We start from the raw sequence: 25,578 nt of genomic DNA on the forward strand, positions 1-25,578 counted from the left end.
AATGTCCAAAATCGTTAAAGTCATCGGTCGTGAAATCATCGACTCCCGTGGTAACCCGACTGTTGAAGCCGAAGTACACCTGGAAGGTGGTTTCGTCGGTATGGCAGCTGCTCCGTCAGGTGCTTCTACTGGCTCCCGCGAAGCGCTGGAACTGCGCGATGGCGACAAATCCCGTTTCATGGGTAAAGGCGTACTGAAAGCCGTTGGCGCTGTTAACGGCCCGATCGCTCAGGCAATCCTTGGCAAAGACGCCAAAGATCAGGCTGGCATCGACAAAATCATGATCGACCTGGACGGTACTGAAAACAAATCTAACTTCGGTGCGAACGCTATCCTGGCCGTATCTCTGGCTAACGCCAAAGCTGCCGCTGCTTCTAAAGGTCAGCCGCTCTATGAGCACATCGCTGAGCTGAACGGCACCCCGGGCAAATACTCCATGCCGGTTCCGATGATGAACATCATCAACGGCGGCGAGCACGCTGACAACAACGTCGACATCCAGGAATTTATGATTCAGCCGGTTGGCGCTAAATCCCTGAAAGAAGCCGTACGTATGGGTTCTGAAGTGTTCCATAACCTGGCTAAAGTTCTGAAAGCTAAAGGTATGAACACCGCTGTTGGCGACGAAGGCGGCTACGCGCCGAACCTGGGTTCCAACGCTGAAGCGCTGGCTGTTATCGCTGAAGCGGTTAAAGCTGCTGGCTACGAGCTGGGCAAAGACATCACTCTGGCGATGGACTGCGCGGCTTCTGAATTCTACAAAGACGGTAAATACGTTCTGGCCGGCGAAGGCAACAAAGCGTTCACCTCTGAAGAATTCACCCACTTCCTGGAAGAGCTGACCAAACAGTACCCGATCGTCTCCATCGAAGATGGCCTGGACGAATCTGACTGGGACGGTTTCGCATACCAGACTAAAGTACTGGGCGACAAAATCCAGCTGGTTGGTGACGATCTGTTCGTAACCAACACCAAGATCCTGAAAGAAGGTATCGAGAAAGGCATCGTTAACTCCATCCTGATCAAATTCAACCAGATCGGTTCTCTGACCGAAACTCTGGCTGCGATCAAAATGGCGAAAGACGCTGGCTACACTGCCGTTATCTCTCACCGTTCAGGCGAAACTGAAGACGCTACCATCGCTGACCTGGCTGTTGGTACCGCTGCAGGCCAGATCAAAACCGGTTCTATGAGCCGTTCTGACCGCGTTGCTAAATACAACCAGCTGATTCGTATCGAAGAAGCGCTGGGCGAAAAAGCACCGTACAACGGTCGTAAAGAGATCAAAGGTCAGGCATAAGCCTGTCTTTCTCTGATATGAAAAAGCCAGCCTTCGGGCTGGCTTTTTTTTGCCCCGAAACCGGTGACTACTTAAAATCTACCGCCATTTGCTGCGGAATAGAAAGCCCGCGCGTGGTCTGTACGCAACGGTCAATGTAATCGGTAAAGCGCGGCGGTTTCGGCATGCCCATGCTGAGCAGCTTGTCGTTGCTGAATCGTACGTTAAGCGTGGCGAAGGCGCCGTAAAGGCGCATGGCTTTTAGCATCAGCCGTTCGTTGCAGGGGCCAAAAATAGTCTTCAGCTCACGGCGCATTTTGACCAGCGTTTCATAGCTGACCTGGGCGTATTTATCGCCGACCGGCGCCTGCTCTAGGGCGGAGGCCATAGCGTTATCGATATCCGCAAACCTTACGCTGTTTTCCTCTCCCGCTGAAATATGCACTACCTCTCCGCGCGCCAGCGGGCTGATAAGCAGCATCAGCAGCGCATCGGCGCAGTAATCGACGGGAATCACATCGATGCGATCTTCCATTGAACACATAAATTTTTGCAGCATCAGCCCCATGCTGAACACCCAGAAGATGCTGCTGGAGGGCTGACAGCCGTGATGAGTGTGGCCAACAACAATCGAGGGGCGGGCAATCGCCAGCGGTAGCGTTGGGCACTCCTGCCGCATGAGACGTTCAATTGTTGATTTAGAGTGTGTGTACTCGACCAGATGCTCGGCGCGTTCACGAAACGCCGTGCTTTCCGCTACCAGCGAATCGGGATCTGGCGAGCAGGACATCGCGGTGCCCACGTGCAGAAAGCGCTGAAGGCTGTTGACCTGAGCCATCCGCCGGGCAAACTGCAGCGTACCTTCGACGTTGACTTTCCAGATAAGCGGATTGTTACCAAATGAGGCGACGGCGGCGCAGTTGAGCACGTGAGTAACCTGATTCAAGCGCGGGTCGTCGAGAAAGGGCTGCGGATTGGCCAGATCCCCCAGCAGAATGTTGCCGGGCGTCAGGGCCGTTAATCTCTCTTCGCTAATATTGAATTTTCGCAGGTTTTCCTTAACCCGTTCTACGGCGGCTACACTATTATCAGCACGAACTAACAGTAATAGATTAGGCACATTCATTTTATTAAGAATGCTTTCTAACACTGCTCCACCCAGAAATCCGGTCGCGCCAGTAATTAATAATGTATTCATGAATGCAGTCTCAGTAGTATTGGTTGACTGGATTCTAGACGCGGAAAATTAAACGGATATTAAATGGAGAATGAACATAACGTGCGGTTTATTAAGGTTATTTTAAGGAAAGATATCGCCGCGAATCGAATTTGACCCCGAGATAATCCTATAAATTCATTATTTCATGTATCCATTTGTACATCGTTGAAATTTATTATTTTTAAGTTGGTTTTTTTTATTTTTAGCATTCAGAGTTATACATATTTTGTTACACCAAAAATTTTATCCATACCGTTTAATAGTAGCCTGATGATTATCAAGCTAATAAAAAAACGTCGCTGAATAATATCATCTGTCTGCGGCCGGGGAGTATCATCCTGGCGTATTTTTAATCGATCACTCAGCGCAGCGCGGGACAAGATCTGCGCGGGCAAATCTGCGATAATGCGCGTTCACAACCCTAAGCAGAGATGATTATGCAGTACCCGATTAACGAGATGTTCCAGACCTTGCAAGGCGAAGGTTACTTCACCGGCGTTCCCGCCATTTTTATTCGTTTACAGGGATGCCCGGTTGGTTGCGCCTGGTGCGATACCAAACATACCTGGGATAAGCTTGCCGATCGGGAAGTGTCGCTGTTCAGCATTCTGGCGAAAACCAAAGAGAGCGATAAATGGGGCCCGGCGAGCAGCGAAGATCTGCTGGCTATCATCGGGCGTCAGGGCTGGACGGCCCGCCACGTGGTGATTACCGGCGGTGAACCCTGCATTCATGATTTAACGCCGTTAACCTCTTTACTGGAGCAAAACGGATTTAGCTGCCAGATTGAAACCAGCGGCACCCATGAAGTTCGCTGTACGCCTCATACCTGGGTGACGGTGTCGCCAAAGGTGAACATGCGCGGCGGTTATGACGTGCTCTCGCAGGCGCTACAGCGGGCTGATGAAATTAAACATCCGGTTGGACGCGTGCGCGATATCGAAGCGCTGGATGAATTGCTGGCAACGCTGGCCGATGAAAAGCCGCGTATTATCGCGCTTCAGCCGATTAGCCAGAAAGATGACGCGACACGCCTGTGCATCGAAACTTGCATTGCCCGCAACTGGCGCTTATCGATGCAGACGCACAAGTATCTGAATATTGCCTGATCCCTGATTTCTTGCCGGGCAACTGAACACTGCCCGGCAAGAAACAAATTCATAGATGAATTCATCAAATGGTATTGTTTCAACCCTGTGCTTAAGATCCCTCCTCCCTGCGGCAATGATATCATCGGCTCTTAAATCAGCCGCCAGAGCGTGCTGTCCCTATGGTGACTTAAGGATCGAGTTAAACATGCTGCCATTTGTTCCATCCAGTGCTTTTTCCATGGAATTCTTCTCCCTCAAAGGGAAAACTGCCATTGTTACCGGCGGCAATAGCGGTCTGGGGCAGGCTCTCGCTTTTGCCCTGGCGACGGCGGGAGCCAATCTGTTTATCCCAGGCCGACGTGTCGATAACGCTCAAACCCGAGCGCTTATTGAGCAACAGGGGGCAGCGGTGGAATTCATGCCAGCGGATATTACCGATCACGGCATGCCGCAGCGTATTATCACCGAGTGTTGCCAGCATTTCGGTACGGTCGATATCCTGGTGAATAATGCCGGAATTTGTCGCTTAAATAAGGTACTGCGCTTTGGGCGTGCAGACTGGGACCCGATGATTGAGACTAACCTGACGGCAGCTTTCGAACTGAGCCATGAGGCAGCTAAAGTTATGGTCCCGCGTGGTAGTGGTAAAATTATTAATATTTGCTCGGTGTTCTCTTATTTAGGCGGTAGCTGGTCACCGGCCTATGCCGCAACCAAACATGCGCTGGTGGGTTTAACGAAAGCCTATTGTGAAGAACTGGGCCCGTATAATATTCAGGTTAACGGCATTGCCCCCGGCTATTATGAAACCGAAATGACAGCGGTCGTTCACAACATGCCTAAGGAAAACCGACGGGTTCTGGCGCATATTCCAGCCGGTCGTTGGGGAGAGGCGGAGGATCTCATGGGGGCGGCAGTCTTTCTGGCGAGCCGGGCATCGGATTACGTTAATGGTCATATCCTGGCGGTGGATGGGGGGTATCTGGTGCGTTGAGTTAACATAAAAACTCAGGATATAGCGACATATCGGCAATAGTAGCGCGTTTGTTGACGCCAACGAAAAATGTTGCCGGGTGAGCTTTCACCCGGCGCAAGTAGGCATAGCGTTATGCGTTCGACCAACTTTGAATCGCGTCAACGTTCTCCAGATTTCCGTGCATCACTTGATATGACTTTTTCAAAATGACGTCGGTATACTGCGTCAACTCTCTGAATATGCCTTTATTGAGAGCCTCATAGCGACTGGCGTTTTGTTCAACTGGCATAAACACATCTTTTACCCGGACCATTTTTTCAATTGCTGTTTCGTAAGATGGGTACAAGCCTGACCCAACAGCCGTGTTGATTGTAGCCCCGAGACTTGCACAGCCGTTGATGGCATTGCGTTGGGCCGGAAGGTTGAACACGTCAGCAAAGATTTGCATAAAAAGGTCACTGTTAGAGCCGCCGCCGGTGATGATGATATGTTTAGCGAAATGATTCATTTCATTGCACATATTGTCGTAGTTATTTTTCAGTGTCAGCGCAATGCTCTCCAGAATAGAGCGGTAGATCCATGCATAGTCCATACTGGAGTGAACCGCGCACGCAGTAAACTCCATGAATCACCGTTAGGCTGTAGACTGGAGCAGGTTGTTGCGCTGCTGTCAGCCAACAGCACCAGGCTCTCATGGGTAATTCGGCGCTCAAGGGGGGCGGATTGCTCAAAATCAGGGAGGAGTTTGGCAAGGGCGTGACAATGAAGAGGGCCGCCGGAGAGATTTTTACTGCCGGGAAGTTCGCCACGTTCAAGCTGCAGGACCAAAAGCCCTGCTCGTACGCAGCGTGAAGCACAAGCGGTGCCAGCTATCCCTGCACCGATGATAATAATATCAAAATCGTCAGCCATTTTGCGCCCCAGATATCCAGAGCGCTTAAGCTAAAATGATGTTATTTAAGGAATATCTACCGCCGACACAAACGCTTTAATCACTCGCCGCGATAGACGCAGCCTGCGGTGCAGGTCTCTTTGATCATCACCGCGCTCAGCAGCGGAACCCGCGGTTTCATCTGCTCCCAGATCCATTTGGCCAGCACTTCGCTGGTCGGATTGGACAGTCCTGGAATATCGTTCAGATAGTAATGGTCGAGGCGATCGTAGATGGGTTTAAACGCGGCCTTCAGCTCGGCAAAATCCATGATCCACCCGGTATGGGGATCGACTTCACCGGTAATCTCCAGGCGCACCATAAATGAATGGCCGTGCAGACGACCGCATTTATGGCCTTCCGGCACGTGCGGCAGGTGGTGAGCGGCTTCGAAGGTGAAATCTTTAAACAGCGTGGTGGACATCTTTTATTCTCAATATGGCAAAAAAACCGCCGTAGGGTACCGGAAAGCACATTTTTTCGCATTAACTAAAACGGCCCTGAACACAAAATAGACGCATTCATCCAGCATATGCAAATTAAGTTCTTATATTTCATGTGCTTATTTAATCGATTTTGTTGTTAATAACTATAACTAAAACAGGTTAGTTCATTTGGTTATTTGTTATTTCCATCCCTTATTTAGTTGTTACTATTTGCACCGTTAACCTACCAACTCGTCATACTTCGAGCCGCATGTGCGTTAGCAATACTCGGCGCATCCTTGGGCCTCGCCCAGCCCGGTCCCTTACTCAGGTAAGCTCCCGGGGGGCGCTGTGTCGCTGCCTGCAACTCGAATTATTTAGAGTAAATACATTTTCTTCTGTTTTATCGCGCTGACAGGGCGTGAATCACAGCTTTGCTTACTGGAACATAACGACGCATGACGACACAGGCCCCACCTTCAAATTTGCTACCGCTGAGTCCGGAGCAAATGGCGCGCCTTCAGGCGGCCACGACCGACTTCACGCCCACCCAGCTGGCCTGGGTTTCCGGTTACTTCTGGGGCGCGCTGAATCAGCAGCCCGGCGCGGCGGCTGTCGCGCCAGCCCAGGCGGCGGAAGTTCCGTCCATCACCCTGATTTCGGCATCGCAAACCGGCAACGCCCGCCGCGTGGCTGAAGCGCTGCGTGACGATCTGCAGGCCGCGCAGCTGAACGTGAAGCTGGTTAACGCAGGCGACTATAAATTCAAACAAATTGCCTCCGAAAAGCTGCTGGTCGTGGTGACGTCAACGCAGGGTGAAGGTGAGCCGCCGGAAGAAGCCGTTGCGCTGCATAAGTTCCTGTTTTCGAAGAAAGCGCCGAAGCTGACCGATACCGCATTTGCCGTGTTTGGCCTCGGCGATACCTCCTATGAATTCTTCTGCCAGTCCGGCAAAGATTTTGATAACAAGCTGGCCGAACTGGGCGGCGAACGCCTGCTCGACCGGGTTGACGCTGATGTCGAGTATCAGGCCGCCGCCGCCGAATGGCGCACTCGGGTGGTTGAGGTGCTGAAAGCGCGCGCCCCTGCCGCCGCGCCGTCTCAGCTGCTCACCAGCGGGTCGGTGAATGAGATCCACACCAGCCCCTATACCAAAGAAGCGCCGCTGACCGCGACGCTGGCGGTGAATCAAAAAATTACCGGCCGCGATTCTGAAAAAGATGTGCGCCATATTGAAATCGACCTCGGCGACTCTGGCCTGCGCTATCAGCCGGGCGATGCGCTGGGCGTCTGGTACCAGAACGATCCGGCTCTGGTGAAAGAGCTGGTGGAACTGCTGTGGCTGACGGGCGCGGAGCCGGTCACGGTTGACGGCAAAACGCTGCCGCTCGCCGAAGCGCTGGAGTGGCACTTCGAGCTGACGGTCAACACCGGTAACATCGTGGAAAATTATGCCACCTTAACCCGCAGCGAATCCCTGCTGCCGCTGGTGGGCGATAAGGCGCAGCTCCAGCATTACGCCGCGACCACGCCGATTGTCGATATGGTGCGCTTCTCCCCGGCGCAGCTGGATGCCCAGGCGCTGGTCGACCTGCTGCGCCCGCTGACGCCGCGCCTGTACTCTATCGCCTCTTCGCAGGCGGAAGTGGAAAGCGAAGTCCATGTCACCGTTGGCGTGGTGCGATATGACATTGAAGGCCGCGCCCGGGCCGGCGGCGCTTCCAGCTTCCTGGCTGACCGCGTCGAAGAAGATGGCGAAGTGCGCATCTTTATCGAGCATAACGATAACTTCCGTCTGCCCGCTAACCCGCAGACGCCGGTGATCATGATTGGCCCCGGCACCGGCATCGCGCCGTTCCGCGCCTTTATGCAGCAGCGCGCGGCGGAAGGCGCGGAAGGTAAGAATTGGCTGTTCTTCGGCAACCCGCATTTTACCGAAGATTTCCTTTATCAGGTGGAGTGGCAGAGCTACGTCAAAGAAGGTGTGCTGAGCCGCATCGACCTGGCCTGGTCCCGCGATCAACAACAAAAAGTCTACGTTCAGGACAAGCTGCGCGAGCAGGGGGCCGAACTGTGGCGCTGGATTAACGACGGCGCCCATATTTATGTCTGCGGCGATGCCAATCGTATGGCAAAAGACGTTGAGCAGACGCTACTGGAAGTGATTGCCGAATACGGCGCGATGGACGCCGAAGCGGCGGACGAATTTTTAAGTGAGCTGCGCGTTGAGCGCCGTTATCAGCGAGATGTCTACTAATGAGCGAAAAACATCCAGGCCCGCTGGTGGTCGAAGGTAAACTGACTGACGCCGAGCGCATGAAGCTCGAAAGCAACTACCTGCGCGGCACCATCGCGGAAGATTTGAACGACGGCCTGACCGGCGGTTTTAAAGGCGATAACTTTCTGCTGATCCGTTTTCACGGTATGTATCAGCAGGATGACCGCGATATCCGCGCCGAGCGCGCGGCGCAGAAGCTGGAACCGCGTCACGCGATGCTGCTTCGCTGCCGCCTGCCGGGCGGGGTGATCACCACTAAACAGTGGCAGGCGATCGATAAATTCGCCGGCGATAACACCATTTACGGCAGCATCCGTCTGACCAACCGTCAGACCTTCCAGTTCCACGGCATTCTGAAGAAGAACGTCAAGCCGGTGCATCAGATGCTGCATTCGGTGGGGCTGGACGCGCTGGCGACCGCCAACGATATGAACCGTAACGTGCTCTGTACTTCTAACCCGTACGAGTCTCAGCTGCATGCTGAAGCCTACGAGTGGGCGAAGAAGATCTCCGAGCACCTGCTGCCGCGCACGCGCGCTTATGCCGAAATCTGGCTGGATCAGAAGAAAGTCGCCACCACCGATGAAGAACCGATCCTCGGCCAGACCTATCTGCCGCGTAAGTTCAAAACCACCGTGGTGATCCCGCCGCAGAACGATATCGATCTGCATGCGAACGATATGAACTTCGTGGCCATTGCTGAAAACGGCAAACTGGTAGGCTTTAACCTGCTGGTCGGCGGCGGTTTATCGATTGAACACGGCAATAAGAAAACCTACGCCCGTACGGCGAGCGAGTTTGGCTATCTGCCGCTGGAGCACACCCTGGCGGTGGCGGAAGCGGTGGTCACGACCCAGCGCGACTGGGGTAACCGCACCGATCGCAAAAACGCGAAAACCAAATACACCCTCGAACGCGTGGGCGTTGAGACCTTTAAGGCGGAAGTGGAGCGTCGGGCGGGCATCAAGTTTGAGCCGATCCGTCCGTACGAGTTCACCGGCCGCGGCGATCGTATCGGCTGGGTGAAAGGTATCGACAATAACTGGCACCTGACGCTGTTTATTGAAAATGGTCGTATTCTTGATTATCCGGGTCGTCCGCTGAAAACCGGCCTGCTGAAGATTGCGAAGATCCACAAAGGCGAGTTCCGCATTACGGCGAACCAGAACCTGATCGTTGCCAGCGTACCGGAAGATCAGAAGGCGAAGATCGAGAAGCTGGCGCGCGATCATGGTCTGATGAACGCCGTTACGCCGCAGCGCGAAAACTCGATGGCCTGCGTTTCGTTCCCGACCTGTCCGCTGGCGATGGCGGAGGCCGAGCGTTTCCTGCCGTCGTTTACCGATAAAGTCGAGGCGGTGATGAGCAAACATGGCGTTGGCGACGAGCATATCGTTACCCGCGTCACCGGCTGCCCGAACGGCTGCGGCCGTGCGATGCTGGCGGAAGTGGGGCTGGTCGGTAAGGCGCCGGGCCGCTACAACCTGCACCTGGGCGGTAACCGCAGCGGGACGCGTATTCCGCGTATGTATCGGGAAAATATTACCGAGTCGGAAATCCTCGACTCGATCGACGAACTGGTAGGGCGCTGGGCGAAAGAGCGCGAAGCGGGTGAAGGCTTCGGCGATTTTACGGTGCGTGCGGGCATCATTCGCCCGGTGCTCGACCCAGCCCGTGATTTCTGGGAATAACCATCCAGCTGCCCGGTGGCGTTTCGCTTACCGGGCCTGTGGGTTTTGTAGGCCGGGCAAACGCAGTCCCGCCCGGCGAAACAGACAAACGAGGTTCTTATGTCCGTACTCGATCTAAACGCGCTGAACGCATTACCGAAGGTCGATCGTGTTTTGCAGTTGGCGGAAACCAATAGCCAGCTGGAAAAGCTCAGCGCGGAAGCACGCGTCGCGTGGGCGCTGGAAAACCTGCCGGGCGAATACGTGCTCTCTTCAAGCTTTGGTATTCAGGCGGCAGTGAGCCTGCATCTGGTCAATCAGGTGCGCCCGGATATTCCGGTCATTTTGACCGATACCGGCTATCTGTTCCCTGAAACCTACCAGTTTATCGACGAATTAACGGACAAACTCAATCTGAACCTGAAGATCTATCGGGCGAAGGAGAGCGCTGCATGGCAGGAGGCGCGCTACGGTAAGCTGTGGGAGCAGGGCGTTGAGGGCATTGAAAAATATAATGACATCAACAAGGTCGAGCCGATGAACCGAGCGCTGGAAGAGCTGAATGCGCAAACCTGGTTTGCGGGCCTGCGCCGCGAGCAGTCCGGCAGCCGCGCCCACTTACCGGTGCTGGCGATCCAGCGCGGCGTGTTTAAGGTGCTGCCGATCATCGACTGGGATAATCGTACCGTCTATCAGTATCTGCAAAAGCACGGCCTGAAGTATCACCCGCTGTGGGATCAGGGCTATTTGTCGGTGGGGGATACCCACACCACCCGTAAATGGGAGCCGGGGATGGCGGAGGAAGAAACGCGCTTCTTTGGCCTGAAAAGAGAGTGCGGGCTGCACGAAGGCTAATGTAGCCCTGTGGGATTTCCACAACATCCGGCTAAAACAGCAGAACCCTTTTTTGACCTGGTAAGCCATATTGGCGACGGTTTTACAGTAAAAAGGGTATCTGCTATCTGATTCTTCCGGCTTCAGCACACTGTTGTCATGATGAAGCCTGGCGCTATGGTCATTCACCAGAATATAACCGCTGACTTGTCGCCGGGCCTCGTCCTTGTCTGCGTGGAAGGCTGAAAGATGGGCTGCCGGGATTTGCCTCGATTTTCAGTCTCCCGGCGTCATGGATTTTTCTGCAACTACAAATCCGCTTTGACAAAATCTCCATCGATCATGAATTATTATTCCTGGTCTTTTAAACTATACCCATTAGAAATATGGGTGATTTATGTTTCATTACGATATTATCTCATAATTATCCGTTGTGATTGAGGTTCTCATTTGTACCTGGCTTGACACAGGCCACAAATTGTATTTATATTTTGAGTCAGGGCGAATGCAGAAAGAATATATTTCGGATTTTCTCTCATCATTCGAATACCCCAATATTTTCTGAACGCCTCGACTTCCCCGTTTTACTGGCTGTTGCTGGGGAGTTTTTTCTTAAATAAAGCGCAAGGCAGCGTCACGTCATTAGAAAAGGAAATAGTACCTAAAGGTGATTATCATTCTTCCCTGGAAGTTATAGTCGAAAATTGTTACGCCGCAAGTACCGGTAAGTTCGTTGTCTATCTTGAAGGTGGTCATTTCAATCGGCAATTTGGCGCAGACGAGTTTGCGCTTAACACGTTATCTGATGCCGTTGCTTTCGGAAAAAAACTTATCAGTAAATATCAAACTCGTTTACGGTATTCTGGTAGACGATCTCGGGATTGCCTGTTCTGAAGATAGCTGTACTCTCCCTCAACTCGAAAAGATATCAGAACCGCAAGCGGCTGGAGAACTTCCTGAGGAAATTGAATTTTTTATCCAAAAAAATACTCTCATCAAACGCGATAAATTAATGGTTTTTTCCGAGCGAACCAGTAAAAATCGGTCCATCGAAAGTATAAAAAAGAAACTCAAGGACAATACGGAAGGATTATTGATTACTGAAAATGGATCTCATACTGAAATAAAGTTATCAGTCCCTGATGTCATTCCTTTTGTCTTAGCAAGAAAAAATGGTGACGTTTTTACTGCTAAATATCCAGCTATCATTTTCCAACACTATAAAGATATACTTTTCAAACTGAAACAGCGATTTACAGAATCCCGTGACTTTGTGATCATCGACTGGTCTGATTTTTCAGATCACAATAAGGTGGTACAAGGCCGCACCGCATTAACTGTTATGCAAAAACCGCAAAATCATAATCTCACCATCGCTAATATATTTTTTGGCGATGATGAAGGCCACATCGCTAAAATGGAATACAGTGCCGTATCGTCTATAAAAGCAGACCCTATGGTTGTCTAACAGGAAGTGGATATAAACATGATTTATCTGGATAATAACGCAACAACCAACATGGCTCCTGAAGTCCGCGCTACTGTTATACACTGCTTTGACGAATACTTCGCCAATGCATCTTCTGTCAGTCATTATGAAGGGATCAGAGCGCAAAATTATTTAGAAGAGTGCAGGGCCATTGTGGCACAAATGATTGGGGCTAATGCGGAATTTATCACTTTCAATTCTGGTGCTTCTGAAGCAAATAACACGGTTATTCGAGCGGTGTCTGATTACTTCTTACACACCGGCAAGGTTCATATCATTACCAGTTCGATCGAGCACGAATGCCTGCTAAAAGTTTGTGAGTATGTCAGGCGACACGGTGTCGACATTACTTTTCTGCCTGTCGATCGTCTGGGACGCGTCTCCATTGAGGCTCTAAAAGAGGCTATCCGTCCAGAAACTCGACTAATTTCTGTCATGGCAGCGAATAATGAAACTGGTGTTCTACAGCCTCTGGATCAAATTGGAATTATAGCGCGCCAGCACGGTATATTATTCCATAGCGACGCCGCCCAGTTCGTGGGGAAACTCCCCTTCTCGGTGACACAGTCCAGCCCTGATTTTGTCAGTTTTTCAGCTCATAAATTCTATGGCCCCAAAGGCGTCGGCGCACTCTACAGCTCACGGCCTGACATCCTTCGGCACTCGCCACTCATTCATGGAGGAGGTCAGGAGTCAGGCATCCGTAGCGGCACAGTGAATCTTCCTGCTATTGCTGGAATGGCAAAGGCTGCTGAGCTGTTTATCTCCTCATATCCGCAGCGCATTGCGTTTCAAAAAGAGATGAAGAGTTATTTTATCGATCTCCTCGAATCAATAATGCCGGACGTTGTGATAAATGGCTGTAGGACGCAAAGCCTGCCTAATACCGTGAACTTCTCTTTGCCTTGCATTAAGTCCAGTATGCTTCTGAAAAAACTCAAAATGAAAGTTGCGCTCAGTAGTGCCTCAGCCTGTCATTCAACGGAACAAAAACCCAGCCATGTTTTAAGCGCTATGGGGCTGGATGATGCCTTGCTTCAAGGGGCAATTCGCATGAGCTTTAGCCATATGACGGAGCGTGAAGAACTTAAAACAGCAGTGGAGTTGCTTGCCGGTACAGCACAGCGCCTGGGGGGGATTAAATGAAGCCCAGAGTGCCAAAACGCTGGGTTGCCGAGCTATTGCTGGCCGTTGTCGCGGCGGGTTGGGGGATTGGTTTTCCGGTTATGAAAATGGTGGTCAATACCTATCCGGTAATGATGGTGTTAGGGCTACGCTTTCTGCTTTCGGCCTTCTTTTTGCTGCCGTTCAGCTTGAGAGGATTGGGAACATTATCGCGACAAACATTTCTGTCTGGTCTACTACTGGGTCTGCTATTGGGAACTTCATTTGTGTTCCTTATTTATGGTCTTCAGTTAACAACGGCCTCAAATACCGGTTTTCTTGCGGGGCTCAGCGTCATTTGGGTGTTATTGCTCACGGGACCATTGATGGGGAAACGCCCCTCTTTTGACGCGATATTAGCGACATTGTTTGGTCTTGCGGGTTTATATCTGATGGCCGATATCCAGGGATGGCAGCTCCATCTGGGAGATGGGTTGGTCGTTATTGGATCGTTGTTCACCGCCATACATATTATTGCGCTCGATCGTTTCTGCGCGCGTCATAATAATATGACACTAACGTTTTTACAGATCTCTACGATGGCCGTAATCTTTCTGGGACTACAGCACATCAGCGGAGGTGAGATTCTCCCTCGTAACTGGAGTAGCAAGCTTGTCATCGCGTTAGGGATAACGGCAGTCTTTTCTACTGTCATTGCTTTTTGGGTTCAGGCGCATTTCCAGCGGTATTCAACGCCAACGCGAGCCGTTCTGATTTACAATCTGGAGCCGGTGTTTTCCGCACTATTCGCACTCTGGTTATTGCATGAAACGTTTTCCGCCAATGTTATTTTCGGGGGAGGATTGATTCTGATAGGGATGTGCCTTCCGGGTATTCTGAAGATATTTTCGAAGCGCTCTAACGTAAATCCAACGGATCGGTTACGCGGATTGTAGCGGTGTGTTCAGGCGGTGCTTGCGCCGTCCAGGCAACAGGACGGTGCCCAGTCAACGGTACAGGAAAACCCCTTTTCCCCGCAGGTTGGCCAGCAAGCTGAATGACTTCTGGCAGTGGAGACGGCGAAGGACATCTTACCCTGTCATCAAATTAAGGTTACCGCCACCTGCCACGGCGTGACGCATCCTGTCTACCCGATTAAAGACCCCGGCCATCAGCAGGAGCCTGCCCGGTGCCCGCCAGAAAACCATAATTAAGTTATGGTAACTTGTGCGTTTTATACCCGCAGTAGATACTGCGCGTTTAGTGTGACATGAAAGGGAGTTCGTAATATGCAAGGAGTATTTAAAGCAGCTCCGCTGTTATGTTTTTTACTTTTGGGCTGTGGCCCGATTGAAAAAGAAGAATCACGCGGCAACGGGAAGACCAGCTACGTAGCGGCCGATCTACAGGGCTATAACCATGTGGCAGACACGAATATCAACTGGTTCTCCGTCAACGGCTACCGGGGACACGCCGGGGGATTTACCTGCTGCATATCGCTGCCGGAAAAATGGCGGCCCGATATGCAGGTGGCAGTGGAGTGGGAGGTGGATCCTGACCCGTTTCCGAAGGATATGCCCCGCTTGGGAACAAAAGAGTTTCGCGATTATGCGAAAGCTCACGAAGCAAATTATCGCCATTATAAAGCGGTGGCCACCATTCCTGAATATGAAGAGTCCTGCGGACTGCAGGTTCATTTTTTACCCTGTCAGCAGGTTAAAGTTACCGCGACCTGCCACGGCGTGACGCATCCTGACCACCCGATTAAAGAGCCTTTCGATCTGCCGGAGTCTGCCCAATGCCCTCAATAATAGAATCCCTTCGGGAACGTTTTGGGAATAACCAGTTTACCACCACGGGCGATCCGTGTTGGGTTCCCCCCGCCTTTCCGAAAGACGGAAGGTTGCTTTTGAGCCAGCAGCAGGTCAACGCAAATATAATAAAAACCGGCAGGGAGGAGGCGCTGTTTCGCCAGGAATCCCGTCAGAATAAAGGCAGCCTGTGCTGCAAAAGCCTGCATATCAGCCTGTTTTTTGACGGCACCAATAATAATGAGCCAAAAGATACTGCCAGCACGCCGCCGCATCCGTCCAACGTGGCAAAACTTTACCACGCCTGTGCGCCTGATGATCGCAAGGGAAACGAGCGCGGTTTTTATGCCTTTTATATACCCGGCGTCGGTACGCCCTTTCCGCGGATTGGCACCTATGACTATTACTCGTCGGGATTGCAGTTTGCTGTCGGAGGAGAGGACCGTATCAACTGGGGGCTGGTTCAGCTATGTAATGCCCTGAGTCACACTGTTACAAAAGATTTCCTCAGCAACGGCAAAATGAAAACGGCGGTTCAGGCGATGAACAGCTCCAGCACTCTTGCGGGCGCGGAACTGGGTTTATTCGCGGGCAGTATGGCGATGTCTTACAACCGTGAAAAAGTTAACCAGGCCTATTTAGACTCGCGGGAAGCGATGCATGACCAGAAGCGGGTGCGGCTGCGTACGCTCGAAAAACTATTAAGCCCGATGCAGGAAAAATTCGTGCGCGCGCAGTGTAAGACGGTAGCAATAAAGCTGTTTGTGTACGGCTTTTCCCGCGGCGCGGCAGAAGCCCGCGCTTTTGTCAGCTGGCTGGATGAGGCGCTGGCGGAGGGGGTGCTCGGCTTCCCGGCGGGAACGCTGCTGGGCGTGAAGGTCTCGGTGGAATTTTTGGGTCTGTTTGATACCGTGCCGGCAGTGGGCATTGCCAACGTGGTGCCGGGTTTCACCGGTCACAACGGCTGGGCGGGGCAGACGCAGCCGCTGCCGCAGTCGGGGTTAATCAAACGCTGTTATCACCTTGTGGCGGCTCACGAGCAGCGTCAGGCGTTTTCGCTGGACTCCATCCGTACCGCCGCAGGCCGCTATTTGCCCAATACTCAGGAAGTGGTCTACCCCGGTATGCACTCCGACGTTGGCGGGGGGTATCCTACCGGCGACCAGGGCAAAGGTCGCGGCGGGGAGGGCGATCTGTTATCGCAAATTACCCTGCATGATATGTATGCGGCCGCGATTGATGCCGGGGCGCCGCTGTCGTTTCATCCTGATGTTTTTGCCCTGTTGCACCCGGATTTCAGGCAAATGTATATCTTTCGGGAAATGAGTTTTGCTTCAGTTAGGGAATTTGATTTTTATCCCGCACTGCTAGACACCTTTAACAACTGGCGGTCGACCCTCTCCCTTGACAATCAGCAGGAGGATCCGCTGTCTGACGATGCTATCTACGCGCCGTTTCGTTTTGAGTCAGTCTGTCTGGAAGAGATGCTGGAAGCGGAAATGATCTGGATGACCGGCTGGCGTATCGCACGTTTTGCTTCGTCCAGGACATCGCCGATGAATCTCACGTCGCAGCCTTTCTTTCAGAACGCATCCCAGCACCCGGAGATTACCGCCCAGCCGTATGAGGCAGGGTTCAGCCAGCAGGCGCAGCGCGCACTTGCCCGCGAGTGGTCACTCCTGCAATGTAAAGCGGAAGCTATAGCGCAGGCGCGTAAAAATGAGGAATCCAGACACAAGGGAGATGAAAACTGGTTTCCGGGGGCAGACCTCATTGGGGAGCCGTTGTACGATGCCAATAATGCCCGCGGCCAGCTCTGGGAAGCCGCCATCGAGTTTGCGGCGGACTACACGCGCACAGTTCGTCCTGACGCATTGTTTAAACCTGCTACGAATCAAAAAACGCAGGGGGCGATCGATTCGGCCACCTGCAGTATTGCGACAAACGCAGAAATCGGCTTTTCCCGGAAGGTGAGCACGACGGCGACGCTTTTACAGATGCTGGATCCGATGCTTGCCACAACGGCCTATATATATACCCATCAGAATGAAGCGTATGAATATCTTCGGTTTAAGAAGGCAGGTGAATACAGATTCCGTCAGCATATTGAGCCGTGCCTGTTGAAAAGAGAGAAGAACGATAAAATCAGCGGGTTGATCAATCTGTATGATAACTATATCCATGATTCCCGGGCCTGGTTTATGCACTCAGAAAGCGGCGTCAGGGAGCCGTTTGGCAGCTACTTTTTATCCAGAATGATCTATTTTGGCGATAAGTGGAGCAAGGCCGTCCAGCTGCGCTTTGATGGGCAAACGATGTCAGGTATTGGCGAAGCACTGCAGGATAAGGCCGTTTTTGCTCATGTGCCAATCTACGGTGTAAAAGTCTTTAACCGTGATACCGGGCAAGAAATCCCCGTTGACGAAAGCACTCTGCCAGCGCCCACCCATGAGTTTATTGCGCAGCTTAAACCCCTGGTCAAACAGCGTCAGATGGAAAGGGAAACAGTCAGGCGCGAGCGCATCGCAACTGCGCTCAACGACTTATGGGACTCCGAAATACTCCACTCACCTCAGGTGTAATTTTACAGAGGTGAGATGTCAGCGGTGGCGTATTTGTTATCTGAACAGGTTCGGGGCAGCGTTTTTTTCAGCTACCTTTAGTCGAAAGGCAGGCCACAGGATGCAAAATCGCCGACCCTGTCCTCAGCATATTTGACCTCGTGATAACGTTGACTTCAGAAAGGGAGAGTCTCGTGCTCTCCCTCCTTATTCCCTTTCCTTTCTGCCAACCCCGGACGCTGTAAAGTCCGGCTCCGGGCAATTCTGGCCAAAGTTTTCCGCCCAAGGGAACGACGCACCGTTTTTAACATAGCGCTTATAGAGACGTTTTACCTTGGCCGGGTCCTGAGCCCAGATCCACCCCGCTGCGTGACACAGCACGGCGGCATAGGTCTGCGATTTACGCGGCAATAGGTCGGCGGATTTTTCGGCAAGCTTCACCGCCTGCCAGCGATAGTGCATAAAGTGATTATCCTGCTTGGGCTGAGAGAGCTGAACGCGCTGACGTTCGCCGGCACTTATCCACGATTTGGTCATCGGACTGCCTTCCGGGCCCCAGCCGTAATACGGCGATGAATACCAGCCATCATAGACCGCAAAATCCGGCGCCATCTCATAGCCCGTCAACGCCATGCCCTGATGGCGAAGAATTTGCGCGGCTTGCCACCATGCCTGCGCCTGGGCTGTTTTGGGCCCATTTTTCGGCAGGGTAGTGATAAACGTCTGCGCGGCATCACGATTCTCCGCAAGGACAAAATAGGTCAGCGCCTTTTGATACTGCTCTGCGCGCATCAGGCGGCGGGCAAGCAGGCAGCGTATCTATGGTAATTTTTGATCTCTTTCGGGCTAAAGGGTCTGGGTTTTGGCTCGTATAACGCGTTAGAAGAACGCGTGAAAAAACTCACAATAAGCAACTGCTGAATAAGCGGATCGTCAAGGCTCTGCAGCAGAAAGTTTTTGTTTTCAGGATGGCTCAGAACGTCGGCGGTGTAGCGTAAAGATGGGCTGCGGCAACGGGGTCGCTTTGCCAGTGCTTAATGCGTCCCTGTTGGCCAAGGCTTGCCAGGGAGAGCTGCTCCGGGTCCTCGTGTCCCGTGCGCACGGCGTCGATGATCTGCTGATAAAGTTCGAAAGCTTCGCGTAACTCCTGCTGCCTGTAGCGTAATTTTTTCCGGCAGCATGGCATCAATATTACCTGCGTTTTTAATCGCCAGCTCATAGTGCGTGGACTCCGCGTTGGTGTTAGCGCTGTCGGGATTCGCCAGCCACTGCCAGAGTGTGGTTAATGGCTGATGACAGATAACTGCCGCCAGCGTGCTGAGTGACCAGGCGCGGCTATCGTTGTCCAGAGGCAGACGGAACCAGACGATACCCGAAAAATGCATCGGCGGATTTTTTCCAACTGGCGAATAAACGCGTCGATTTGTTGTGGTGAGACTCTCAGTTCCTGCTTCTCAGCCACCACCCTCAACGCTGACTCGCTTTCTACGCTTAACGGCTGCCCTGGATAGGAAATCAGCGCGGAGCCTTAGGCCGGCAGCGCCAGATAAAACGGATGTGGAGAGATAAGAGCATATTGTGTGCTCCAGCGCTGAGCCAGAATCGGGTCAAACAAACCCTGCTTCGGCGATTGTACGCTGTGGAGCTGCAGCACTGTGCTATCAACCACAGCCAGCATGGGAAGAAGCAATGGCGACGAGATCCAGGTGGGGAGCTCGGTGATGCTGAGCGTTATGTCTGAAGGCAGCTCCTGGCGCAAGGCTCTCAAGAGTTTCTGGTAATCGGCAAGTCGCGATGTGGGGGCATCGTAATCAATTTCTATTGCCGTGAGGTTAACGCCATCGCTGCGCCAGCGGGCAATAATACTTTTTATTTGCGGAAGAATAGCTGCCGCGTCCAGCTACCATCCAGGCGGACCACCAGCCATACCGGACGACCATCCCGCTGTAATAAGGAAGTATTCACCCGGGCAATGCGCGCGCCCTCCCTGGGATAAATCTGCAGCCCCAACACACGCAGGGTGGAAAACAGATCGTGGCTCTCGCGCAGCGCCGCTGCGTGCCCGCCCTGCCAGACGCGCTGCCAGACGCGCTGCCAGATATAAACCAGGCTGTCGGCGATGGACCGCGCGCTGGTAGCCAGTAGTAGAAGCAACGGTATTAAAAAGCGAAAACGCATCATGGCGACAGTCCTTGTTGCCGGATTTTATCGTTAGTCTATTTTGAGGCGGGCTTCTTCTCCGCCTTCGCCAGCTCTTTCACCAGCGGCAGCATCACTTTCATCACATCGCGTCCGCGATGCTCAATCCGCCCTGGCAGCGCTTTATCAATATACTGCAGGTTATCCAGCTGAATCTTGTGCCAACTGGTGCCGTCCGGGAAGCTGCGAGATTTGCTCCGCTGCTGATAACCGTCTTTCTTACCTAATGACCAATTGGTCGCTTCCACCGACAGTACCGGGATCCCGGCGGTATCAAAAACGCTGGCGTCGTTGCAGCAGCCGGTGCCTTTCGGAAAGTCCCGGTTCAGTCCTGGATTGGTGAAGGCCGCGATGCCGTGGCTATGGGCGATAGCCAGCGCCCGGTCGCGGGTGAGCTTGCGCACCGACGCTGGCGTGCTGCGGCCGCTATTAAAGTACAGCTTATCGCCCACGACAAGGTTATCGAGATTAATCACCAGCAGGGTGTTTTTCTTTTCCGCGTCGCTCATGCGCTTGAGCAGATTCTGCGCCCCAAGCCGGCCCTCTTCTTCGCCGCTGGTGGCAACGAAGCGAATACCGTAACGGGTAGGAACGTTCTTTAACTGTTCAGCAAGTTCCAGCATGACGCCCAGCCCCATCGCGTTATCGTCGATCCCCTGTAGGGTCAGGCCGCCGAGGTTATTTTCAACATCTTTATCGCTCTGCGGCGCGTAGGTATCCAGGTGCGCCATGATAATGATCTGCTGGCGAGATTGGCCTTCATGAGCGGCGATCACCGTACTGCCGGTGACGTTATGCCAGTTTTTACGCTGACTGCTATCGGTATAGACGTAGCGGGTATTGAAGCTGCGTACATCGCTCTGGTAACCCATCTGGGCGAACTGCTGGCGGAGGTAATCGGCTGACAGCATCTCGGCCGGCGTACCGGTCATTCTTCCGGGAAAAAAGGTGGCGATATGACGAGCCTGGGCATTGGCGGTTTCGCCCGGGGCGCTGAATGCCGGGGCGGCGGAGAAGACAAAACCTGCGCCCAACGCCAGGGGAAGCAGGCGACGGCACAATGCGGAAAACATAGGGGGTCCTTTAGCACTTAAAACAATTTCACCCGCGTAGTATGAAACTGTGACCGGGGTTAAACAATTTCAATCGCTCTTAAATGGTGGAAAAACCGCGTGTTAAGCACTTTTTGATATTTGCTTTCCCAGGTCGTTATTCTTTTGAGTAACAACTCATTCCATTTCGTAATTTCATTTGCTCTAAACCGCACCCTATAGTCGCTCTATTGCTGATTGTAAGAGAGTTGTTGCGCAGTGGAATACTTGCCGATATTTGCCGAAGTGAAAGAGAGACCCGTGCTGGTGATCGGCGGCGGCGAGATAGCCGCGCGTAAGATTACGTTTTTGCTGCGCGCTGAAGCGAAGGTGCACATTGTCGCCGAAACGTTGATGCCGGAACTTGCCGAAAAGGTCGAGCGCGAGGAAATTCAGTGGCGGGCAACCGTTTTTGAAGAGCAGCAGCTTGATGACGTATTTCTGGTGATTGCCGCCACGGAAGATGACGAGCTGAACCAACGCGTTTATGTCGCGGCGAACGCGCGCTATCGGCTGGTCAACGTCGTGGATAATCAGGCGCTGTGCTCGTTTGTCTTTCCATCCATTGTCGATCGCTCTCCGCTGCTGGTGGCTATCTCTTCCAGCGGCAAAGCGCCGGTGCTGTCGCGGATTTTGCGCGAAAAAATCGAAGCCCTGCTGCCCACCAACCTGGGGCGGCTGGCTGAAACGGCGAGCTACTGGCGTCACCATATTAAAACCCATCTGAAAACCACCGCCGAACGCCGCCGCTTTTGGGAGCGCGTGTTTACCGGTCGTTTTGCCAGCCTGATGCTGGCTGGCAACAAAGCCGAAGCGGAAAAAGCGCTGGAAGATGAACTTCGGCAGCCGGACAAACGCCCCGGTGAAATTATCCTCGTCGGAGCGGGGCCTGGTGATGCCGGATTGCTGACCCTGCGTGGCCTGCAGGCCCTTCAGCAGGCGGACGTGGTGTTTTACGACAACCTGGTCACCCCGGAGGTACGCGAACTGGTACGCCGAGACGCGGAGACAATCTGCGTCGGTAAAAGCGCTTCCGGCGTATCCGTACCGCAGCAGGAGATCAACCGTTTGCTGGTGGATGCAGCGAAAGAGGGCAAAACGGTGATTCGCCTGAAGGGCGGCGACCCGTTTATTTTTGGCCGCGGCGGCGAAGAGCTGCAGGCCGCGGCCGAAGCGGGCATTCCGTTTCAGGTCGTCCCGGGCGTGACGGCGGCGGCGGGCGCAACGGCCTATGCCGGAATTCCGCTGACGCATCGTGATTATGCCCAGAGCGCCACCTTTATTACCGGACACTTCGGCGCGGAAAACTCGCCGCTCGACTGGGCGCGGCTGGCGCAAAGCGGCCAGACCCTGGCGATTTATATGGGCAGCCTGAAAGCGGCGGAAATCAGCGCGCAGCTGATCGCCAACGGCCGCGATGGCGACACCCCGGTAGCGGTGATCTCGCGCGGAACCCGCGCCGATCAGCAAACGAAGACCGGCACATTACAACAGCTTGAAAACCTGGCGAAAGACGCCCTGATGCCCGCCCTGATCGTGGTAGGAGACGTGGTGCAATTACATCAACAGCTCGCCTGGTATCAACACACCTCATCCTCAGAGGCCTTTAAGGCTTCTGTAGTAAATCTGGCTTAAGGAACGGTTATGGACCAAAAACGACTCACTCACCTGCGGCAACTGGAGGCGGAAAGCATCCATATCATTCGTGAGGTGGCCGCCGAATTCTCTAACCCGGTGATGATGTACTCCATCGGTAAAGACTCCAGCGTAATGCTGCATCTGGCGCGTAAAGCGTTTTATCCGGGCACCCTGCCGTTCCCGCTGCTGCACGTCGATACCGGCTGGAAATTCCGCGAAATGTATGAGTTCCGTGACCGTACCGCTAAAGCCTACGGCTGCGAGCTGCTGGTGCACAAAAACCCGGAAGGGGTGGCGATGGGGATTAACCCGTTTGTCCACGGCAGCGCCAAGCATACCGATATCATGAAAACCGAAGGCCTCAAGCAGGCGCTGAACAAATACGGCTTCGATGCCGCGTTCGGCGGCGCGCGCCGCGATGAAGAGAAATCCCGCGCCAAAGAGCGTATTTACTCCTTCCGCGACCGCTTCCACCGCTGGGACCCGAAAAACCAGCGCCCGGAGCTATGGCACAACTATAACGGCCAGATTAACAAGGGCGAAAGCATCCGCGTCTTCCCGCTCTCCAACTGGACCGAGCTGGATATCTGGCAGTACATCTATCTGGAGAATATTGAAATTGTACCGCTGTACCTGGCGGCAGAACGTCCGGTGCTGGAGCGCGACGGGATGCTGATGATGATCGATGACGATCGCATCAATCTACAGCCCGGCGAGATGATCAAAAAACAGATGGTGCGCTTCCGCACCCTCGGCTGCTGGCCGCTGACCGGCGCGGTGGAGTCCAATGCGCAAACGCTGCCGGAGATCATCGAAGAAATGCTGGTGTCGACCACCAGCGAACGACAGGGGCGCGTGATTGACCGCGACCAGGCAGGCTCCATGGAGCTGAAGAAACGTCAGGGTTATTTCTAAGGAGCCGCCATGAACACCACAATTGCACAACAAATTGCCAATGAAGGCGGCGTAGAAGCCTACCTGCATGCCCAGCAGCACAAAAGCCTACTGCGCTTTCTGACCTGCGGCAGCGTCGATGACGGTAAAAGTACGCTGATTGGCCGGCTTCTGCACGATACCCGTCAGATTTACGAAGATCAGCTCTCCTCTCTGCATAATGACAGCAAACGTCACGGTACGCAGGGCGAAAAACTCGATCTGGCGCTGCTGGTTGACGGTCTGCAGGCCGAGCGCGAGCAGGGGATTACCATCGATGTCGCCTACCGCTACTTCTCTACCGAGAAGCGCAAATTTATTATCGCCGACACCCCGGGGCACGAGCAGTACACCCGTAATATGGCGACCGGCGCGTCAACCTGCGACCTGGCGATCCTGTTGATTGACGCCCGCAAAGGCGTGCTCGATCAGACTCGCCGTCACAGCTTTATCTCGACGCTGCTGGGGATCAAACACCTGGTGGTGGCGGTGAACAAAATGGACCTCGTCGATTTTAGCGAAGAGACCTTTAACACTATTCGTGAAGCGTATCTGACCTTTGCTGAACAGCTGCCGGGCGATCTCGACATTCGCTTTGTCCCGCTTTCCGCGCTTGAAGGGGATAACGTCGCCAGCCAGAGCGATAAAATGCCGTGGTACAGCGGCCCGACGCTGCTGGAAGTGCTGGAAACCGTTGAGATTCAGCGCGTGGTGGAAAGCCAGCCGCTGCGCTTCCCGGTGCAGTACGTCAATCGTCCGAACCTCGACTTCCGCGGGTTTTCCGGGACGGTTGCCGCTGGCCGCGTGAGCGTAGGACAGCGTCTGAAAGTGCTGCCGTCGGGGGTGGAATCCACCGTGGCGCGCATCGTCACCTTTGACGGCGACCTGCCGGAAGCGGCGGCCGGGGAGGCGATCACTCTCGTGCTGAAGGATGAAATTGATATCAGCCGCGGCGACCTGCTGGTGGACGCGGCGGTCTCTCTGCCTGCGGTGCAAAGCGCTAGCGTTGATGTGGTATGGATGGCGGAGCAGGCCCTAACGCCTGGCCAGAGCTATGACATTAAAATCGCCGGTAAGAAAACCCGCGCCCGCGTGGATGGCGTTCGCTACCAGGTTGATATCAACAACCTGACCCAGCGCGAAGTAGAATCGCTGCCGCTCAACGGCATCGGGTTGGTAGATCTGACTTTCGATGAGCCGCTGGTGCTGGATAAATACCAGGATAACCCGGTCACCGGGGGGCTTATCTTTATCGACCGTTTAACCAACGTCACCGTTGGCGCGGGCATGGTACGCGAGCCGAACGAACAGGCGCAGGCGGGCGCTTCCCAGTACAGCGCGTTTGAGCTTGAGCTGAATCAGCTAATTCGCAAGCACTTCCCGCACTGGGACGCTCGCGACCTGCTGGGAGGCAAGTAATGGCCCGGCATGACGAAAACGTCGTCTGGCATGCGCATCCTGTCACCCAGGAGCAGCGCGAGCAGCATCACGGCCATCGCGGCGTGGTGCTGTGGTTCACCGGGCTTTCGGGCTCGGGGAAATCCACCGTTGCCGGCGCGCTGGAAGAGGCGCTACATCGGCTCGGCGTGAGCACCTATTTGCTGGATGGCGATAACGTGCGTCACGGCCTGTGCAGCGATCTTGGCTTCAGCGACGACGACCGCAAAGAGAACATTCGACGCGTAGGTGAAGTGGCGAAGCTGATGGTGGATGCCGGACTTGTTGTATTGACCGCGTTTATATCTCCGCATCGCGCAGAACGGCAGATGGTTCGCGAGCGTTTAGGCGAAGGACGTTTTATCGAAGTCTTTGTCGATACGCCGCTGGCGATCTGCGAAGCGCGGGATCCGAAAGGCCTGTATAAGAAAGCGCGTGCCGGGGAGCTGCGCAACTTTACCGGAATTGATTCAGTGTATGAATCCCCGGAGCGCGCTGAAATTCACCTCGACGGCGAACAATTGGTAACAAATTTGGTGCACCAATTATTAGACCTGCTACGACAGAGCGATATTATCAGATCCTGAAACGGCTGCGGCATCATCACAGGA

22 protein-coding genes and 2 pseudogenes are annotated in these 25,578 nt (G+C 53.6%); 15 read left to right on the forward strand and 9 right to left on the reverse strand.

Going from position 1 to position 25,578, the window contains the following annotated elements:
* Position 1: 1 nt before the first annotated feature.
* On the forward strand, positions 2–1,300 hold the full coding sequence (gene eno, locus K7H21_RS05470; protein ID WP_004124327.1) for a phosphopyruvate hydratase: 1,299 nt from the start codon (positions 2–4) through the stop codon (positions 1,298–1,300).
* Between the two features lie 67 nt (positions 1,301–1,367).
* Here eno and K7H21_RS05475 read toward each other — a convergent pair whose 3' ends face one another.
* Positions 1,368–2,477, reverse strand: coding sequence for an SDR family oxidoreductase (locus tag K7H21_RS05475; RefSeq protein ID WP_004124324.1), 1,110 nt, complete (start codon positions 2,475–2,477; stop codon positions 1,368–1,370).
* Between the two features lie 458 nt (positions 2,478–2,935).
* On the opposite strand from K7H21_RS05475, the gene queE reads away from it, so the two are divergent.
* Both queE and K7H21_RS05485 read left to right on the forward strand, forming a co-directional pair.
* Positions 2,936–3,607 (forward strand): 7-carboxy-7-deazaguanine synthase QueE, encoded by a 672-nt coding sequence (gene queE, locus K7H21_RS05480; protein ID WP_004124321.1) that lies wholly within the window; start codon positions 2,936–2,938, stop codon positions 3,605–3,607.
* A 220-nt stretch (positions 3,608–3,827) separates the two neighbouring features.
* Positions 3,828–4,583 (forward strand): SDR family oxidoreductase, encoded by a 756-nt coding sequence (locus K7H21_RS05485; protein WP_228751080.1) that lies wholly within the window; start codon positions 3,828–3,830, stop codon positions 4,581–4,583.
* 112 nt (positions 4,584–4,695) lie between these two features.
* On the opposite strand, the pseudogene K7H21_RS05490 reads toward K7H21_RS05485, so the two are convergent.
* From K7H21_RS05490 to queD, 3 genes and pseudogenes are all read right to left on the reverse strand, one after another.
* Positions 4,696–5,163: pseudogene (locus K7H21_RS05490) on the reverse strand (FGGY-family carbohydrate kinase); the annotation flags it as partial.
* Positions 5,160–5,477 (reverse strand): annotated as a pseudogene (locus K7H21_RS05495) (FAD-dependent oxidoreductase); the annotation flags it as partial. The pseudogenes K7H21_RS05495 and K7H21_RS05490, both read right to left, overlap by 4 nt.
* A gap of 80 nt (positions 5,478–5,557) precedes the next feature.
* Positions 5,558–5,920 carry a 6-carboxytetrahydropterin synthase QueD gene (queD, locus tag K7H21_RS05500; protein WP_004853637.1) on the reverse strand — a complete coding sequence of 121 codons (363 nt, stop codon included), beginning with the start codon at positions 5,918–5,920 and terminating at the stop codon, positions 5,558–5,560.
* A 459-nt stretch (positions 5,921–6,379) separates the two neighbouring features.
* On the opposite strand from queD, the gene cysJ reads away from it, so the two are divergent.
* The 8 genes from cysJ to K7H21_RS05545 all read left to right on the forward strand — a co-directional run bounded on the left by cysJ (position 6,380) and on the right by K7H21_RS05545 (position 17,690).
* Positions 6,380–8,179: an NADPH-dependent assimilatory sulfite reductase flavoprotein subunit gene (gene cysJ / locus K7H21_RS05505; RefSeq protein WP_004124310.1), complete on the forward strand. Its 1,800-nt coding sequence runs from the start codon at positions 6,380–6,382 to the stop codon at positions 8,177–8,179.
* Positions 8,179–9,891, forward strand: coding sequence for an assimilatory sulfite reductase (NADPH) hemoprotein subunit (gene cysI / locus K7H21_RS05510; RefSeq protein WP_004124307.1), 1,713 nt, complete (start codon positions 8,179–8,181; stop codon positions 9,889–9,891). Before cysJ ends, cysI begins: the two co-directional genes overlap by 1 nt.
* A 99-nt stretch (positions 9,892–9,990) precedes the next feature.
* On the forward strand, positions 9,991–10,725 hold the full coding sequence (cysH, locus tag K7H21_RS05515; RefSeq protein ID WP_014226592.1) for a phosphoadenosine phosphosulfate reductase: 735 nt from the start codon (positions 9,991–9,993) through the stop codon (positions 10,723–10,725).
* 712 nt (positions 10,726–11,437) lie between these two features.
* Complete coding sequence (locus K7H21_RS28900; protein ID WP_228751066.1) at positions 11,438–12,172, forward strand: hypothetical protein; 735 nt, start codon at positions 11,438–11,440, stop codon at positions 12,170–12,172.
* 18 nt (positions 12,173–12,190) lie between these two features.
* The gene (locus K7H21_RS05530; protein ID WP_154902712.1) at positions 12,191–13,339 is read left to right on the forward strand and encodes a cysteine desulfurase family protein; all 1,149 of its coding nucleotides are present in this window, start codon (positions 12,191–12,193) and stop codon (positions 13,337–13,339) included.
* Positions 13,336–14,253 (forward strand): DMT family transporter, encoded by a 918-nt coding sequence (locus K7H21_RS05535; RefSeq protein WP_048260287.1) that lies wholly within the window; start codon positions 13,336–13,338, stop codon positions 14,251–14,253. Before K7H21_RS05530 ends, K7H21_RS05535 begins: the two co-directional genes overlap by 4 nt.
* Before the next feature lie 333 nt (positions 14,254–14,586).
* On the forward strand, positions 14,587–15,108 hold the full coding sequence (locus K7H21_RS05540; RefSeq protein ID WP_112166465.1) for a DUF3304 domain-containing protein: 522 nt from the start codon (positions 14,587–14,589) through the stop codon (positions 15,106–15,108).
* Between the two features lie 98 nt (positions 15,109–15,206).
* Entirely contained in the window at positions 15,207–17,690 is a 2,484-nt protein-coding gene (locus tag K7H21_RS05545) for a T6SS phospholipase effector Tle1-like catalytic domain-containing protein (protein ID WP_228751067.1), read from the forward strand.
* 186 nt (positions 17,691–17,876) lie between these two features.
* Here K7H21_RS05545 and K7H21_RS28905 read toward each other — a convergent pair whose 3' ends face one another.
* From K7H21_RS28905 to K7H21_RS05560, 5 genes are all read right to left on the reverse strand, one after another.
* A complete protein-coding gene (locus tag K7H21_RS28905; protein ID WP_224326042.1) occupies positions 17,877–18,461 on the reverse strand; it encodes a hypothetical protein in 585 nt (194 codons plus the stop codon).
* 181 nt (positions 18,462–18,642) lie between these two features.
* Positions 18,643–18,888 (reverse strand): hypothetical protein, encoded by a 246-nt coding sequence (locus K7H21_RS28910; protein WP_224326050.1) that lies wholly within the window; start codon positions 18,886–18,888, stop codon positions 18,643–18,645.
* A gap of 309 nt (positions 18,889–19,197) precedes the next feature.
* Complete coding sequence (locus K7H21_RS28915) at positions 19,198–19,569, reverse strand: DUF3142 domain-containing protein (RefSeq protein ID WP_328592382.1); 372 nt, start codon at positions 19,567–19,569, stop codon at positions 19,198–19,200.
* Positions 19,539–19,850: a hypothetical protein gene (locus tag K7H21_RS28920; RefSeq protein ID WP_228751068.1), complete on the reverse strand. Its 312-nt coding sequence runs from the start codon at positions 19,848–19,850 to the stop codon at positions 19,539–19,541. The genes K7H21_RS28915 and K7H21_RS28920 overlap by 31 nt, the downstream gene beginning before the upstream one ends.
* 35 nt (positions 19,851–19,885) lie before the next feature.
* A complete protein-coding gene (locus tag K7H21_RS05560; protein WP_112166461.1) occupies positions 19,886–20,941 on the reverse strand; it encodes an aminopeptidase in 1,056 nt (351 codons plus the stop codon).
* A 246-nt stretch (positions 20,942–21,187) separates the two neighbouring features.
* On the opposite strand from K7H21_RS05560, the gene cysG reads away from it, so the two are divergent.
* From cysG to cysC, 4 genes are read left to right on the forward strand one after another with little or no spacing between them, the layout of a single operon-like run.
* Entirely contained in the window at positions 21,188–22,594 is a 1,407-nt protein-coding gene (gene cysG / locus K7H21_RS05565) for a siroheme synthase CysG (protein ID WP_176690204.1), read from the forward strand.
* A 9-nt stretch (positions 22,595–22,603) separates the two neighbouring features.
* The gene (cysD, locus tag K7H21_RS05570) at positions 22,604–23,512 is read left to right on the forward strand and encodes a sulfate adenylyltransferase subunit CysD (RefSeq protein ID WP_004104981.1); all 909 of its coding nucleotides are present in this window, start codon (positions 22,604–22,606) and stop codon (positions 23,510–23,512) included.
* A gap of 9 nt (positions 23,513–23,521) precedes the next feature.
* A complete protein-coding gene (gene cysN / locus K7H21_RS05575) occupies positions 23,522–24,949 on the forward strand; it encodes a sulfate adenylyltransferase subunit CysN (protein ID WP_004124293.1) in 1,428 nt (475 codons plus the stop codon).
* Complete coding sequence (gene cysC / locus K7H21_RS05580; RefSeq protein ID WP_004124289.1) at positions 24,949–25,554, forward strand: adenylyl-sulfate kinase; 606 nt, start codon at positions 24,949–24,951, stop codon at positions 25,552–25,554. The genes cysN and cysC overlap by 1 nt, the downstream gene beginning before the upstream one ends.
* Positions 25,555–25,578: the final 24 nt, after the last annotated feature.

The organism is Klebsiella sp. CTHL.F3a, assembly GCF_019890895.1.
Classification (GTDB): Bacteria; Pseudomonadota; Gammaproteobacteria; order Enterobacterales; family Enterobacteriaceae; genus Klebsiella; species Klebsiella grimontii.

What these genes read in the sequence shown, in the direction of transcription:
- eno (WP_004124327.1), top strand. Translation starts at nt 2, where the DNA reads ATGTCCAAAATCGTTAAAGTCATCGGTCGTGAAATCATCGACTCCCGT.
- K7H21_RS05475 (WP_004124324.1), bottom strand. Translation starts at nt 2,477, where the DNA reads ATGAATACATTATTAATTACTGGCGCGACCGGATTTCTGGGTGGAGCA.
- queE (WP_004124321.1), top strand. Translation starts at nt 2,936, where the DNA reads ATGCAGTACCCGATTAACGAGATGTTCCAGACCTTGCAAGGCGAAGGT.
- K7H21_RS05485 (WP_228751080.1), top strand. Translation starts at nt 3,828, where the DNA reads ATGGAATTCTTCTCCCTCAAAGGGAAAACTGCCATTGTTACCGGCGGC.
- queD (WP_004853637.1), bottom strand. Translation starts at nt 5,920, where the DNA reads ATGTCCACCACGCTGTTTAAAGATTTCACCTTCGAAGCCGCTCACCAC.
- cysJ (WP_004124310.1), top strand. Translation starts at nt 6,380, where the DNA reads ATGACGACACAGGCCCCACCTTCAAATTTGCTACCGCTGAGTCCGGAG.
- cysI (WP_004124307.1), top strand. Translation starts at nt 8,179, where the DNA reads ATGAGCGAAAAACATCCAGGCCCGCTGGTGGTCGAAGGTAAACTGACT.
- cysH (WP_014226592.1), top strand. Translation starts at nt 9,991, where the DNA reads ATGTCCGTACTCGATCTAAACGCGCTGAACGCATTACCGAAGGTCGAT.
- K7H21_RS05530 (WP_154902712.1), top strand. Translation starts at nt 12,191, where the DNA reads ATGATTTATCTGGATAATAACGCAACAACCAACATGGCTCCTGAAGTC.
- K7H21_RS05535 (WP_048260287.1), top strand. Translation starts at nt 13,336, where the DNA reads ATGAAGCCCAGAGTGCCAAAACGCTGGGTTGCCGAGCTATTGCTGGCC.
- K7H21_RS05540 (WP_112166465.1), top strand. Translation starts at nt 14,587, where the DNA reads ATGCAAGGAGTATTTAAAGCAGCTCCGCTGTTATGTTTTTTACTTTTG.
- K7H21_RS28905 (WP_224326042.1), bottom strand. Translation starts at nt 18,461, where the DNA reads ATGCGCGCAGAGCAGTATCAAAAGGCGCTGACCTATTTTGTCCTTGCG.
- K7H21_RS28910 (WP_224326050.1), bottom strand. Translation starts at nt 18,888, where the DNA reads ATGAGCTGGCGATTAAAAACGCAGGTAATATTGATGCCATGCTGCCGG.
- K7H21_RS28920 (WP_228751068.1), bottom strand. Translation starts at nt 19,850, where the DNA reads ATGATGCGTTTTCGCTTTTTAATACCGTTGCTTCTACTACTGGCTACC.
- K7H21_RS05560 (WP_112166461.1), bottom strand. Translation starts at nt 20,941, where the DNA reads ATGTTTTCCGCATTGTGCCGTCGCCTGCTTCCCCTGGCGTTGGGCGCA.
- cysD (WP_004104981.1), top strand. Translation starts at nt 22,604, where the DNA reads ATGGACCAAAAACGACTCACTCACCTGCGGCAACTGGAGGCGGAAAGC.
- cysN (WP_004124293.1), top strand. Translation starts at nt 23,522, where the DNA reads ATGAACACCACAATTGCACAACAAATTGCCAATGAAGGCGGCGTAGAA.
- cysC (WP_004124289.1), top strand. Translation starts at nt 24,949, where the DNA reads ATGGCCCGGCATGACGAAAACGTCGTCTGGCATGCGCATCCTGTCACC.